The organism is Parabacteroides sp. Marseille-P3160 (assembly GCF_900162725.1).
Taxonomy (GTDB): domain Bacteria; phylum Bacteroidota; class Bacteroidia; order Bacteroidales; family Tannerellaceae; genus Marseille-P3160.
This window is the reverse complement of the sequence record NZ_LT799418.1, coordinates 1,852,497-1,867,561: the sequence shown is the minus strand read 5'-3', so window position 1 is coordinate 1,867,561 and position 15,065 is coordinate 1,852,497. Positions and strand designations below refer to the sequence as shown.

Sequence of the window (15,065 nt, the reverse complement as noted above, 5' to 3'; positions counted from 1 at the left end):
CAAATCTTATTTTTTCTCATACTGCCGCACTTCCGGCAGGTGGTTCTGGATATCCCGGATACGGGTGGCATCACTCGGGTGGGTACTCATAAATTCGGGAACGCTGCCGCTACCGGCGGCCGACATCTTCTGCCAGAAACCGACGGCTACATCCGGGTTATAGCCGGCCATCGCCATAAAGACAAGTCCCATATAGTCTGCTTCCGATTCATGTTTCCGGGAGAAAGGCAACATGACCCCATATTGGGCTCCCAAGCCGTAAACCGTTCCGCCCAGGGACTGTACGGCCTGCGACTTATTTCCCAAAGCGCTGCTGACTATCGAAGAACCATATTGGGCAAGCAATTCCTGGCTCATTCGTTCATTGCTATGCTTTGCCACGGCATGCGCCACTTCATGTCCGATGACAACAGCCAACTCGTCGTCCGAGCCGACGATCTTCAGCAATCCCTCATAGACCACAATCTTTCCGCCAGGCATACAAAAAGCGTTGATTTGGTCGTCTTTCACCAGATTAAACTCCCATTTGAAATTTTGGATTTCACTCTCCAGCCCGTTATTCTTGAGATACTGTTCCGTAGCCGCCGCAATTTTTTGGCCCACGCGAACGACCATCGCCTTGCCCTTCGCATCGGTAGACAAAGGAGCCGTCTTGATGTATTCCTGATACTGCGAAAGACTGGATGACAACACGTCCTGATCCGACACGAGCAAGACCTGTCTTCTTCCCGTCAAAGGGACACTGCTGCACGAAGCAAGCAGGAAAGCGCACATAATATATAGTCCTATTTTCTTAATCATAACACAACGTTTTATAATTTCCGCAAATATATATCTTTTTCAACAATCTTTATCGGAATTTCGTTACACTTTCAATAAAGCTATGCCTGTTTTCGCCGAGAAATCCGGAATTCCGTTTCTTGGGTGAAACAGGCATAGCCATTTCGTTTATCAAAAAAACTGAAAGTTATCTGACCGGGATCTTAAATACATGCCTGCTGCTATCGTTCGTAGCAGTAACAACATACACTCCATCCGGTAGGCTCAACTTCTTGCGTTCAATCTCTTGAACGGATTTAAAGACACTCTGCGCGTTTCCGCTTAGTGAATATACAGTAATCGTATATCCCTCCAGACCTTCGACCGTCAATAGGCCGTCGCTATAATAAACGCGCTTCGGAGAAGCCGTCGGATCGTCTGCCGCGGTAGGCGATTCTTTCGTTGTCTTAAATGCGGACTTAAGCGTACTGATAATCTCCACTTTCCCATTCGTTTCTCTGACGACATCAATGTCCGCCTCATAGGAGGTCTCCGCTTTCAATTCACTTAATGACAGATTGATGGTATTCGTAGTCGAGCGCAGGACAATCGCAACCGTTCCATCGGGATTTACCTTCAACGCAACAACAGGAGTACGTGCCGCTCCATTCCTTTCATACAAGTGGATCAGATAATAGGAAGCGCCTGCTAATTTAGGGAATGTCAATATGGCCGAATGGGATGTTATTTCATTAACTTCCGGCTCTACCGCTACATCACGTACGGTAACCATACAAGTAGCTTTGATTGTATCGCCAATAGTAGCCGTTATCAAGGTAGATCCTCCGGCTATACCGATCACTCCCCCGCCTCCCGTTACATCGGCAACGCTACTGTCGGACGATGACCATCGAACGGTCGGCGTAGCAGTTGCGCTTGTCGTTATAGTCACTTGGAGGTCCGCTCTCTCTCCCGCATTAATGATCAATTGGGAGGTGTTCAGGCTGATCGTATAAGTAGGAGGCGTCGGGGGTACCGGGGCAGCCGCTCCAATTCATCACCGGAAAGGCTTTGGGCGGGAATGACAGATTTATACTCAATTAATTCTCTACCCTTTTTCATGCCATGGCATAGGCAAAACAGAAGAGAGGCAGAGCCTTTTCGTTGAACGGGCAGTAAAAAACTGATTTTCCCCGGTTGGCAAAAGATCTTTCACTGGCCGATGAAAGATCTTCGCACGGTCATTAAAAGATCTTCGTACGGCCAGAGAAAATTGAATCGTTAGTGCAATGCAAATAAAATAAGTACGTTGAAACACTCAATAAAGCAGATGCAAAGCATGCTTTCTCTGCATCCATTTGAGAGGATAAACAAGAGAATTGTCCGGCAAGAATTAAACCGCCCCCAATAAAAAATGAAAAAAGCTTTTATTTTGCCTTTCGTGCTAAAGCAGAAAGTGTATCTTTGCGCGTACTCATTCATTATAACAAGAAGGAAAAAACCTGATCTATAGGCGTTATCCTTCGTTTTGTCAATTAAAAAACGATTGTCTATGTGCGGAATAGTAGGTTACATAGGTTTCAGAGAGGCTTACCCTATTTTAATCAAAGGGTTACACCGTCTTGAATACAGAGGCTACGACAGCGCCGGTGTCGCCCTGATTAACCCTCAAAACCGGCTCTCGGTCTATAAAGCGAAAGGCCGCGTCGACGAGCTGGAGAAATCCGTAAAAGAGCTGGACTTAAGCGGAACGATAGGCATCGCACATACCCGCTGGGCCACTCACGGGGAGCCAAGCAACATCAATGCGCACCCGCATTGTTCACAAACGGGCTCCCTGGCGTTGATCCATAACGGGATCATTGAAAATTATGCGGTTATCAAGGCAAACTTAATCCAAAAGGGATATACCTTCCAGAGCAATACGGATACCGAAGTCCTGATCCAATACATTGAATATATCAAAGCGACTCATACCTGCGATCTTTTTAAAGCCGTGCAGATCGCGCTCAATCATGTCGTCGGCGCCTATGCCATTGCCGTGATGGAGAAGGGGAATCCGGATCAACTGATCGTTGCCCGGAAAAGCAGCCCGCTCGTTGTAGGCATCGGGGATAATGAATTTTTCATCGCTTCCGACGCCTCTCCGATCGTAGAATATACACACAAGGTTATCTATCTGGAAGACGAGGAAATCGCGGTACTCCACAGGGACCAGGAACCCAAGATCGTCACGATCTCCAATATCGAGAAAACTCCCGAGATCAAGGAGTTGGAAATGGATCTGAGCCAGTTGGAAAAGGGAGGCTATCCCCATTTTATGTTGAAAGAGATTTTCGAACAACCGGAAACACTGAAGAACTGCATGAGCGGCCGCATTAATGTGGAGGGAACGCATGTGACGCTGTCCGGCATCATCGACCATAAAGATAAATTCATCTACGCCGACAGGATATTGATCATCGCCTGCGGTACTTCCTGGCATGCCGGCTTGATCGGGGAATACCTGTTCGAAGAGTTCTGCCGGATACCGGTCGAAGTGGAGTACGCTTCGGAGTTCCGCTACCGCAAGCCGGTCATCCATGCGAACGATATAGTCATTGCGATCTCCCAGTCGGGCGAAACGGCTGACTCGCTGGCGGCAATCGAACTGGCGCGTGCGTCCGGCGCCTTTGTATACGGCATTTGCAATGTGGTAGGTTCCTCGATTCCGAGAAATACAGATTCGGGCTCTTACACCCATTGCGGCCATGAGATAGGCGTCGCCTCGACGAAAGCGTTTACGGCGCAAGTGACCGTCCTGACCATGATGGCATTGGCTATCGCAGAGGAAAAGGGAACCATTACGAAGGAACACTATCTTGAAACCATCAAGGAATTGCAACACATCCCTTCCAAAATTAAAAAAATCCTGGCAATAGACGGAAAGATCAAAGAACTGTCCGCTATTTTCACCTATGCCCAAAACTTTATTTATTTAGGTCGCGGCTATGATTATCCGATCGCATTGGAAGGCGCCTTGAAATTAAAGGAGATTTCCTATATCCATGCCGAAGGCTATCCGGCGGCAGAGATGAAACACGGTCCGATCGCACTGATCGACAACGAAATGCCGGTAGTCATTATTGCGACGAATAGTACGGTTTACGAAAAAGTACTATCCAATATCCAAGAGATAAAAGCGCGGAAAGGACGTGTGATCGCCATTGTAAACGAAGGCGACGAAGTAATTAAGGCTTTGGCCGATTATTGCATCGAGATCCCTTCGACGATCGAATGCCTGGATCCGTTGCTGTCGGTCATTCCGCTTCAATTGCTGGCTTATCATATTGCCGTCAACAAAAGGCGGGATGTGGACATGCCCCGTAACCTGGCAAAATCGGTTACGGTAGAATAAGTAAACTCTACCGCAACCGCCGGTCCATTTTATCGACCGGTTATTTCCAACTCGTAATTACCGGACATGAGGGTGCCGACGAAAAGGAACGGCTCCCCTTTGACACGACCGGCTTTCACTTCTTGTCCGTTATTCGTCACTTTGAAGTCAGCAAAGGAAGGCAACGGCAGATAGACTTCGGAAGACATATTTGCAGGCAGGTGGAGTCTCAGGGTATAACGCCGATCGGAATCTAACTTGTTTTCAATGGAAAGTCCGATGCTTCCCCTGATCGTCGGGACTTCGATCTTCGCCCATTCGAGGGAAGCGGTCTGAGGCTTTATCCGCACAAGTTCATAACCGGGCTTTACCGGTTCAATTCCCATCAGCTTGCGCGGGATCGTATTTGCCGGAACCGCTCCCCAAGCATGGTTCCAGTCTTGATTCGGTTTGTATTTATCATCCCACGCTTCCAAAGAGATGGTCGAGCCGACGCGGATCATATTATACCAGCTCCGATCGGTCGTATCCGTCAACAGAGAGAGTGCATAATCCGCATCATGAGCTTCATAGACGGCATCCATCAGAAACTGTGCTCCGTAGACACTACAGGCCATCCGGCGGGAACGAATAAAATCAGCAACCGAAGCCCGGTTCTTCTCCGGAGTCAGTCCGAAAGCCAGCGCAAACATATTGGCATGCAACGAAGCATGATCGGTCGTAATGCCATCCTTATAATATCCTTTCCGCTTATCCAGAAACGCCTTATTGTACCGTTCTTTAAAGGTACGGGCCTCTCCGGCGTAAAAAGTTTTATCTTCCGGAAGATTCAGTACACCGGCGATAGCGGACATCAATTTCAAGGCCTCATAATGGTATGCATTGGTCACGGCATTGTAATCGGTAAAAATAAAACCGTCGGCTTCCCCTCCTTCGGCCTTATTCAGCCCGAGAATACCGGTATGAGGCCAGTCCACAATATCTCTGATCTTATCTTTCATCCGGATACCTTGCAGGAACTCGGGAGACTGCAATCCTGTAGTCGTAGAGATCAAATCGTTTTGTCCGCGTAGTTCCAGTAAGGTCCGCTTCTTCAGTATGGCATAACTGTCCTGTAGCGAGCGGTCATCTCCTGTGTATAAATAATCATTCCAGGCAATGAGTACGGCCTGGAGAATCCACTCCGTGGGCCAGGTCGGATGCTTCAACAGATATTCATGGGAACGGCGTGCCATGGAATATTCACGATCGACTCCGTAGTGGGATAATTGATTAATCAGTGCATCCGCTTCATACGGAATCCGCTCCCTGTCTCCATCGACATAGGTACCGAGGAAAGAAGTCGCTTTGATTGAATATTTACAGAGTTCCCAAACCTGATTCAGTACATCGTTGGAAGAGCTGAAAGAGGCGGCGTTATCATCAAAAGGATAATAAACCGATTCCCGTTGGATCGCATGCTCCGGTAGAGAAGCAGCATACCGCTCGATCTCACAATAGCGGAAAGGCAGCACTTCACCAATGTATGCAGGCATCAAAACGGCAGCATCTCCGGTGTTGCGTTTATCTTTTTTAATTTTAATCCGGTAAGTATGCGTTCCCTTCATCAAAGCAAGCGGATACATATGATAACGTACCGTACCACCGGGTTTCCGGTTTATCCTACCCTCCTTCAGTTGTTCTCCCAGATGGATAAAAACCGAATCTCTTCCGGTTTCCGAAGACAAGGTAACCTTCAGTTGTCCGAAAGCCGCTTTTCCGAAATCAGCCAACACCGTTTGTTCGGCCGGAGTAGTGACCTTTACCGGATATTCCGCCGTCTTAGTCAACGGATAACCGGCTTGTGCATATCCCACTAACTCTGCAGCCGTACAAAATCCTTTGATCTCCGACCAGTCGCTCTCCCCCTCCGTATTCGTAATCGTTTTCACGCGCCAATAATAAGTCTGTCCCGGCTTCAGCGGTTCTCCGGCATAACGGACTGCCGTAGATTGCGCACTCTCAGTCTCTCCGCTATCCCAGATACTTCCTATATGGTTCATTGCCTCATCATATGATTGGGAGAGAATAATCCGGTAAGCTGTCTGTCTCGTGCCCTGCTGTTTCCCCGGTACAATCCAACTAAAGGATGGTTTTGCCGAAGCAACCTTCGCGACCTGCATCGTCTCGATCGCATCCGGCATCTGGGATAAAGTGAGCGTAGAAGGATACCCATCCAGATACACCCGATCGGTATACTCCAGCAAATCGGTTAATAATCCCACCGGCCGGTTATCTGCCCAAATCTTACTACCATTATAGACAACAGCCATTAATAACAAAAAATAAAAACAACGTTTGCTTTTTTTCATAATTGACAAAATATTAATCATATATAAGAACAGAGACAGGACCTAATAACCCAGAGGGAAATAATGATACGTCTTTTGTGAATTTTATCACATTTGTTTTAGTGGTTCTCCCTTCTTCCGGCAAAAATTGGTCGCCAATGAGTCGATTAGGCCATAAATTAACTACCTTGATTTGCAATTGATTCTCTCCCGCAACAAGATAGCGTGTGATATCTTTTTTAAAAGGAGGTTGCCACCATACCCCTGCATTAACTCCATTAATCCAGACCTCGGCTATATTATACAACTTTCCTAAGTCCAAATATACATATTTTTTGCTCAACTCATCTTTATCGACCATTATACTATTTTCATAAGTGGCCGTTCCTGAGTAATACTTTATTTGTGGGATCGTTTGTTCATTCCACAACCGCAATGTATCCCATTCGATTTTTTCAGAACGTCCCCATTTATCATTAAATTGAATTTCCCATAAATTCTTAAATTCTTTCTTCTTAGCTGGTGAAACAGAGAGAGAAGGCAAGTTCTGTTTTTTATTTTTTAAAACATAATTCCCCGGATTCATAAATACCAGTTCACCTTGGGAGGTAGTAACAAACGGGATGGTTTCAAATGTATCTTTTGGCAAATACGGAAATAACATTTCCCCATCTTTATACAGAGCATTCAGATAATCTCCGGTCACTTTTTCTCTAAAAACAATAAATGTAGAACCAAAAGGTTCTAAAAACAATGGAATTGAGACTTGACTATCTTGGGATGTATATAAAGTCAACGGAGTGATTTCACCTGTCTCAGGATTCCATCTCTCGGGAACTCTTCCATCTATCCTGAATGTAGCGATTAGATACTCAGGCTGTTCGTTGCGATTAACAACATAATAAATATCTGTTTCTCCTGTTTTCCGATGTATATAATCTATAAATGCATTCTTCTTTTTACTTTTGTATTCAAAATCCGGTAAGATCCCTTTTTCCTGTAAAACCTCACGCACCGCTTTACCCCAGACTACTTTACCTTTACCATATTTATTTTCATAAACTGATATTCCATCCACATTTCCCCATACGGCATCCGCTTTTTGTCTGACAACAAATTCCGCATCTTTTTTATTTCTCAGCCCGACAAAAGTATCGGGCTTAGATCCAATGATTGTTGCGCCATTTAGTACCAGTTCCTCTATTTTAAGTAACACTTCCGGGGTAATACCTTTTCTATCCGGCAAAACTAACACCTCATAGCTCATTCCGTCCGGAAGCCATATCTTCCCATTGTGAGCAGTCATTCGTGTAAGCAAAACTTCCGTATTACAGACATCATAGTCATACCCTTCACCCAACCCATTGACAGTATGTTTCAAAGGGACCTGATTCGGCACATTATCCCCATAATAAAAACAAACATCTCCGACAAATAGCCCTTGTGAAAGCATGAATGAATTACGTGCATTCCACGTAAAGAAAGCAGGTACTTGCTCCCACCAAGTTACATTCTGATTAAAATGTGTACCCGCAAAATATTCATTTCCCGGAATTCCTGCATTTTTAGGTGAATGAGTAAATGTATGTACTACAAATCTATTTAATCCTTCACAATAAACTCTGTCCAGGGTTGGCTTCATATAAGCAAAATCTTCTTCCCAATGTGGTCCTACACTTGTAGGGCCTTCAGCTTGAACAAAGCGCTTTCCATAAATATGTGCGGCTGAAGATGCTTGTTTTACAAAAAGACGGTCTTCTGGTTTTATCCGATGTGTCTTAGATCGAATCCAAAATTCCCCCATGGGAATCTCGCTTAATCCCAAATTCTTCAACGCATCAATAGGCGCCGGATGAGGGCCTCCACTTTCCGGGTGAATAGACAAATTCGATTTATGGGCTAAATCCGAAAACCGCTTATAATGCCTTTCCCAGATCAAATGGGCAATTGTTTTTCTAAAGTCATATAAAAATCGATTAGATTCTTCGCGGTTATCCACAATTCTCCCGGCAAGTATGGGTAAGTAAGGGTGTATTTCATATCCATTTAATTGCTTAAAAGCTGAATCAAAATCATTTGTCCAATTAGACGCTCCTAACTCCCAACTATCATCATGTAAATATTTAAAGCTTTTCCCGCAATTATGGCTTGCGATATCTTTTAATAAAATGCCGGCGACTTTTTCATATTGCAAATCCATCGCCTCCTTACTCATATAGTCTATAGCAAGGCCTCCTCCCCCCGGACTATGAGTTGAAACTTTTATACCCGTTCCTGTATAGCCGAAACGCATAATAAGGTATTTTCCATCCGGAACATTCCATTCGATAAAACCTTCTTCATTTACATATTCTGTGATATCAATCACATCAGACAAACGGGCATGAAAATCGCCCGACGGAGACGGTTCTTCTTTCAGAAAGATATCCCAGTCATAACCTAACTCTTCTATTTTAGGAATTGCATAAATAGAATGTACTGATTTAATCTCACTATTTTCCAATGGAACAATCCGGTCTGATTTTTCATTGAGCTTCAATGCTAAGACAACAATAGGTTTATAATATGCTTTCCCTTTTTCCTCCAATACTCCGGAAGGCATAGGTAATTTTTGCTTTAACAATTTAGAGCCTTGGATCTCAAGCTCACTCCAAATTAACTTTTTTGAAGCAAACTCAGGAGTAACCCATTCACCTCCATCATTCCATCCACTGGTTATATTCAGGCTTATTTCCATATCTAAGCTGTCGGCGACTAAACATGTATAAACGAAAAGTTCCCGCCATTCCGGACTCATAAAAACAGGACCGGCATCAGTCCGGCTTACCTGTTTATAAGAAGAAGAACCGGCGTCAAAAACAATAGCGCCTTTAATGCCTGCATTTTTCATATCTATCAAATCCTGCCGGATTCCTTCTTTTGTTATATTACCTTCTAACCACCACCAGAAAACACGAGGTTTTGCATAATCAGGAGGTGATAAAAAATCAGCCCGGAGATCTGTACTTGGCGAAAACCCGACTTGTCCATCATTAGTTAAAATCAATGATTCTCCTTTTTCAGTACATTCAATATGCTGAATAAGAAAAACAATCGTGAACAATGTATATAAAGCCTTTCCCATTTATTTCTAATTTGTAGTCAAAAGTACTATATGACTAACAGTTTATATAATTAAATCAAATGAAAAATAAAGATATCCCTCCCTATTTGTTGAAATAGGGAGGGATATTTATTAGAATAAATTAGTTCCATCCAGGATTTTGCACCATTGGAACATCTTTGTTCGTATCGATAACCACTTGAGGAATTGGCCACAAATTAAAGTTTTTGGTAAGAGTAGCCCTGGGATCATCCCAATAGGCATACTTTTTAATTCTATCAACGGCCACAGTTCCACCCATTCGGAGGAGTGTATTCCATCGGCATTCCTCATAAACTAACTCACGAGCGCGTTCATCCAGAATCAAATCGACACTCACATCGGAAGCAGTTACTAAATAGCTGCATTTTGCCCGTTTACGTAGTAGATTGATATCGTTTGCGGCTCCCTCTTTATTTCCGGATCGCATTTTAGCTTCAGCACGTAATAAGATTGTTTCCGGTAAACGAATTAAGTATTCATCTCTGAAAAGATTACTTCTGTTTTGTCCGTCCGCTATTCCTGTGTATTTATCTGTCGCAATCTTACAGGAAATAGGGAAACATTGGGTTTTGGCTGCATCAACGGCATCTGTTCCTTGCCCGTCCCGGTAGATAACGCTCCAAGGTACTATTTTCCCATAATACTCGGAAGTTTTTACATTTCCTAAGAAAAGTCTTCTGAAAACGGCTTCTGAATTACGCATATCATCATTCCATTTTCCTTCATAAATAATATCACGAGTATACATGGTAGGCATTACCTGAACTATTCCACGGCCACCGACATCTTCTAATGCACCTCCCAAATGAGCAGACATTGGATCGCGAAATACAGCGCCAAACACACGTGAATATTGTAACATAGATTGATTGTCTTCAGTCTTATAGGCTTCATAATCGATTTGAGCGCACCAGATTGCTTCCTTATTACCCTCTTGATAATTCTGATTTCCCTCCTGAAAAAGATCCCAATATACATTCCCTTGTATGGTATGGCCTGCGACAGAATAAAGTCGGTCTGCTGTTTGTTCCGCTTCCGTATTTGCATAATAAAAATCCGGATTTTCATTTTTCCGGGAGCCAAAACGCTCGGTCATTAATTGATAGACTGATCCGTCAATTAATGCATCTCCATAACTGATCGCTTTCTGATAGGCTGTTTGTGCTTCCGACGCTTTCGATTCTTCTTCCAATGCTACGCCTTTATCGATATAAAGTTGACAAAGGTTGTGTTGGGCAGCGCCTTTGACTAAGCGTCCGGCCGATGAGGTTGTTTCAGGCAGATCATTTAAGATAGCCTCCATTTCATCGATCGCATATTGGTAGGTTTCCACCCGGGTACTACGCTTAAAGTCATATCTTGGTGTCGTTGTAATTTCCGTAACAATCGGAACGCCTCCATATAATTCTCCCAAATTACGATAGCAAAAGGCTCTGAAGAAACGGGCTTGAGCAAGTGCATAGGCTTTGCTTTCTGCCGAAGCCCAGGATATCTGGGGCAGTTCTGCTGCGTAGATGGCGAGATTTGCTTTGGCTATTAATTGATACCAATGGGAATAATTGGTGTAAAAAACGGTATTTGACGCATTTAAAACGCTGTAATCATTAAACTTATTGCTTCTTCGTATGGTGGCGACATCATACATATCTGTTCCATTTCCTCCTCTGAAAGCAAAAGATACGACGCTTTCTTCGATCATACACATCATTACCCTTACGTGAGAATAACATCCTACCAATACCTGATCCACTTGCTCGGATGTGGAAAAAGCATTATCAACCGTGTAGAAAGTCTCTGGGTTTTCAGTTAAAAACGCAGAATCATCGCAACTGCCAAGTGAAAAAGCAAGGCTGGCTGCCAATATACTATTTATTATTATTCTTTTCATAATTTATGTCTTTACATGTTAGAAACTAAGGTTTACGCCAAAAGAAAGAGTGGTTAACACCGGATAGGTATTGTCTCTGACGGCTACACCTACTTCCGGGTCACCTCCGATCCAATTGGTGAAGGTTGCTAAATTCTTTGCTGTAGCAAATACTTTAAAGTTATTGATCGAAAGATTCTTAACCCAGGCTTCACGGAACGTATAAGATAAGGTTATATCTTGTATACGTACAAATCCCCGGTTTTGAAGTCCTAAAAAGCGTCCTCCGTCACCAGCAAAGGTTGCGGCAGGATATTTGTTACTTTGATTTTCTGCTGTCCACCAAGGAATATAAATGCCATTGGAACTGGCAATGCCTGAACCGTTGGTCATGTAGGCAGCTGTATTTGATTTCAGATAATATCCTCCTCCTCCGAACGTTCCGGTCATCATTATGTATAAATCCCAGTTCTTGTAATTGAACGTATTACTCATGTTCAGTTTGAAATTGGGAGACGAGTAGCCCAATATATCCCTATCTGAAGAAGTGATGACACCATCGCCGTCTTTATCTTTGTATTTAGGTACGCCGGCTTTTACTCCGTTCGCTTTGATATAGTCTACATCACTTTCCTGAACAATGCCATCCTGTATATACCCATAGATTGCCCCGAGAGGTTTCCCTATAAAACGACTGTTGGAAATATCATCATCCTCTTTACCGTCACCGTCCAGATCGTCTCCATATAAATGGGTGAGCTTATTCCTATTGAACCAGAAAGTTAAACCTGTGGACCAATTAAAATCATGACTTTCTATATTCGCCGAGCGAAGTGTTACTTCAACCCCCCTGTTATTTACCTGTCCCATGGATGATTTTATGGTTTTAAACCCAGTCATTACGGGAATATCACGCGTAAAAATTTGGTCTGTTGTTTTCGAGAAATAAAGATCTACATCCAAGGACAGGCGATTTTTAAACCAGGAAGATTCGAATCCTGTATTCCATGATTCGGTAGATTCCCATCCCAGGTTTGCATTCCCTAAGGCACTTGTTGTTAACCCATAGAGGATCGTGCTGTTACCGAATTCATACCTTGTTCCGCCCGATGATCCGTTACTGATGGTAGAAAGTGTACCATATGGATCTAATCCCTGATTACCGTTTTTACCCCATGATAATTTTATTTTCAATGATTCCAGGAAGTCAAAGTCAGGTATGAATTTTTCACTGGTAGGTTTCCAGGCCAGACCTACAGCTGTAAAATTACCCCATTTTTGATTAATGCCAAATACTGAAGCACCGTCTCTCCGGATAGAACCGGTAAAGAAATACCGATCATCGAAGGAATAGGATACTCTACCCAAATAGCCGATGTTCGTGCGTTTATAGTTATTCAGCGTTATCTTTTGCACAGTTGCCTTATGGAGTCCATTGATCCCGAGTGTTGTATTCCCGTTTGCCGAAAAATCGGAACCCGTATTGGTCGTTTCGTCATATTGCTTCAGATCTCTTGTAGCAACGGCTGTCAAATCGATGGTATGTTTACCAAATGTATTTTTATAATTTAATATATTATCAATGACCCAACTGTATATGCTTTGAGTAGTTACTGCTCCGTTAGCCGAAGAAAGCAATTTCTGGTAAGCGCTTGGACTATATCTGGATTCATCAGTATAAGCTCCTTCTTTCACATAATAGCTTTCATAATAGAAATTTCCGGATTTATTCTGGCTTAGGTCCCCTGAGTAATTGAACCGGTAGCTAAGTCCTGGTAACCATGGTAGTTTTACCAATGCAAAGGTGTTAGTTCTGAAATTGTTTCTTCTGTCCATATTATATCGAGTTCCACTCGATACATCCCATAACGGATTCCAAGTAGATTGTGTCGACGGATATTTTTCGAGCAACTTGTTTTCTTCGTCACGGTATAAAACGCCATACGGACTCATTATTGTGGCATAGTACAAATTAGCACCTGCTCCGGAGTAATCTGCATTTGTGAAAGATGCGTCAATACCAATTTGTAACCAACTGGTTATATCGGTAGTGATTTTTGCTAAGGCCGTTATACGATCATAAGTATCACCTTCAACAACACCCTTATCACCTGAATAAGCCGTTGATAAGTAATAATTCATCCGGTCGCCTGCTCCGGATACAGAGAGTTGGTAGTCTTGAATACTTCCTGTCCGGGTAGCCACGTCAAGCCAATTTGTCTCTTTCCCCGCTTCCATATTCGCTGTCTCCTGCGCAGTTAACCAAGAGAGGTCTGTACTGTTGTTTCTTGCTTGAACAGATTCCAGCCATTGATCTCCTTTCATTAATTCCGGTCTGTTCTGCCAACTTTGTACACTTCCGGAAGCATTGAACGTGATCATGGGTTTACCTACACGTCCTTTTTTCGTGGTGATAATAATCACACCATTAGCTGAACGTGAACCATAAGCCGCAGCAGAAGTCGCATCTTTTAAAATATCATAGGATGCTATGTCGTTCGGATTTATATTACTTAAGCTTCCCATGAATATGACTCCATCTACCACGATTAAAGGATCATTGGAACCGGAAATGGATTTCTGACCTCTCAGCTGCATCGAAGGTTGGCCTCCGGCTGAATTGGTTGCTCCAATATCCAAACCGGCGACATTACCTTTGATGGATTCGAGTGCATTCAGATTAGATGTTAAAGCTATAGGAGAATTTTCCAGACGGATAGATGAAACCGATCCGGTAAAATCCTGACGTTTGACAGTACCGTAACCGATAACAACCACCTCATCCAAAGCTTTGGAATCTTCTCTCATTTTGATGGATATGTCTTGCTTGGAACCTATCGGCATGTCCTGTGTATCATAGCCTATATAGGATATCTGTAATAAAGCATCCGGATCGATCTGGAGCGAGAACTTTCCTTCAATATCAGTCATGGTACCGTTTGCTGTTCCCTTTTCTACCACATTTGCACCGATAATGGGCTCACCCCGTTCATCTGTTACAGAGCCTGTAATTTGTCTTCTCGGCTTTTTGATTAGTCTTGTAATTAGAATGGAGCGTCCGGAGGTAGAATACTGCAGCCCCCTGGGAGGTAATACCTCTTCTAAAATTGAAGTAACCGGACGTTGGATCGCATGGATTGAAATGTCCGCTTTCCCTTCTACAACTATATCCCGGTACGAGAAAGTATAAGGGGTTTGTTTTTCAATGGCTTCAAAAAATTGCTTTAATGTCGCGTCTTTGACGGAAACTGTGACTGGGTTTGTTTGTGAGAAGATTGAAAATGGCATAAGTAACGCAAAAAGTAACATCATTATAAAGAGATTTGCTTTTTTCTCTTTATCTTTACCTACCAAAGGGTTTTGTTTCTTTTGATAATGGTTAAACATGTTTTTTAGAATATTAGGTTGATACATAAGATTATTTGTTTTACGGAATTCACCGCAAAAAATTAAGAAGTGTTGACCTTTGGAACCGAAGAATGGCCAGATTCTTCGGTTCTTTCAATTTTAATCAGGATGTGTTTGGTTGCATAGTCTTTAATTTAAGGTTATTATTACTACTGCTTCAACCCTTCGCTATCGGCGGGG

Annotated in this window: 7 protein-coding genes; 1 reads left to right on the top strand and 6 read right to left on the bottom strand. The window is 43.3% G+C overall.

The window, feature by feature from the left end; translation table 11 throughout:
* Positions 1 to 6 precede the first annotated feature (6 nt).
* Both BQ8014_RS07385 and BQ8014_RS07380 read right to left on the bottom strand, forming a co-directional pair.
* On the bottom strand, positions 7 to 801 hold the full coding sequence (locus BQ8014_RS07385) for a M48 family metallopeptidase (protein ID WP_087880496.1): 795 nt from the start codon (positions 799 to 801) through the stop codon (positions 7 to 9).
* Between the two features lie 166 nt (positions 802 to 967).
* Positions 968 to 1,762 (bottom strand): T9SS type A sorting domain-containing protein, encoded by a 795-nt coding sequence (locus BQ8014_RS07380; protein WP_255376324.1) that lies wholly within the window; start codon positions 1,760 to 1,762, stop codon positions 968 to 970.
* A 549-nt stretch (positions 1,763 to 2,311) separates the two neighbouring features.
* Here BQ8014_RS07380 and glmS point away from each other — a divergent pair.
* Entirely contained in the window at positions 2,312 to 4,156 is a 1,845-nt protein-coding gene (glmS, locus tag BQ8014_RS07375) for a glutamine--fructose-6-phosphate transaminase (isomerizing) (RefSeq protein WP_080903812.1), read from the top strand.
* Between the two features lie 29 nt (positions 4,157 to 4,185).
* Here glmS and BQ8014_RS07370 read toward each other — a convergent pair whose 3' ends face one another.
* The 4 genes from BQ8014_RS07370 to BQ8014_RS07355 form a co-directional block, all read right to left on the bottom strand.
* The gene (locus BQ8014_RS07370) at positions 4,186 to 6,486 is read right to left on the bottom strand and encodes an alpha-L-rhamnosidase-related protein (protein ID WP_080905868.1); all 2,301 of its coding nucleotides are present in this window, start codon (positions 6,484 to 6,486) and stop codon (positions 4,186 to 4,188) included.
* A 13-nt stretch (positions 6,487 to 6,499) separates the two neighbouring features.
* Positions 6,500 to 9,589 carry a glycosyl hydrolase gene (locus BQ8014_RS07365; protein ID WP_080903811.1) on the bottom strand — a complete coding sequence of 1,030 codons (3,090 nt, stop codon included), beginning with the start codon at positions 9,587 to 9,589 and terminating at the stop codon, positions 6,500 to 6,502.
* Positions 9,590 to 9,710: 121 nt separating this feature from the next.
* On the bottom strand, positions 9,711 to 11,498 hold the full coding sequence (locus BQ8014_RS07360) for a RagB/SusD family nutrient uptake outer membrane protein (RefSeq protein WP_080903810.1): 1,788 nt from the start codon (positions 11,496 to 11,498) through the stop codon (positions 9,711 to 9,713).
* An 18-nt stretch (positions 11,499 to 11,516) separates the two neighbouring features.
* Positions 11,517 to 14,891, bottom strand: a complete 3,375-nt coding sequence (locus BQ8014_RS07355) for a SusC/RagA family TonB-linked outer membrane protein (protein ID WP_234998005.1) — start codon at positions 14,889 to 14,891, stop codon at positions 11,517 to 11,519.
* Between the last annotated feature and the right edge of the window lie 174 nt (positions 14,892 to 15,065).

What these genes read in the sequence shown, in the direction of transcription:
- BQ8014_RS07370 (WP_080905868.1), bottom strand. Translation starts at nt 6,486, where the DNA reads ATGAAAAAAAGCAAACGTTGTTTTTATTTTTTGTTATTAATGGCTGTT.
- BQ8014_RS07355 (WP_234998005.1), bottom strand. Translation starts at nt 14,891, where the DNA reads ATGTATCAACCTAATATTCTAAAAAACATGTTTAACCATTATCAAAAG.
- glmS (WP_080903812.1), top strand. Translation starts at nt 2,312, where the DNA reads ATGTGCGGAATAGTAGGTTACATAGGTTTCAGAGAGGCTTACCCTATT.
- BQ8014_RS07385 (WP_087880496.1), bottom strand. Translation starts at nt 801, where the DNA reads ATGATTAAGAAAATAGGACTATATATTATGTGCGCTTTCCTGCTTGCT.
- BQ8014_RS07360 (WP_080903810.1), bottom strand. Translation starts at nt 11,498, where the DNA reads ATGAAAAGAATAATAATAAATAGTATATTGGCAGCCAGCCTTGCTTTT.
- BQ8014_RS07365 (WP_080903811.1), bottom strand. Translation starts at nt 9,589, where the DNA reads ATGGGAAAGGCTTTATATACATTGTTCACGATTGTTTTTCTTATTCAG.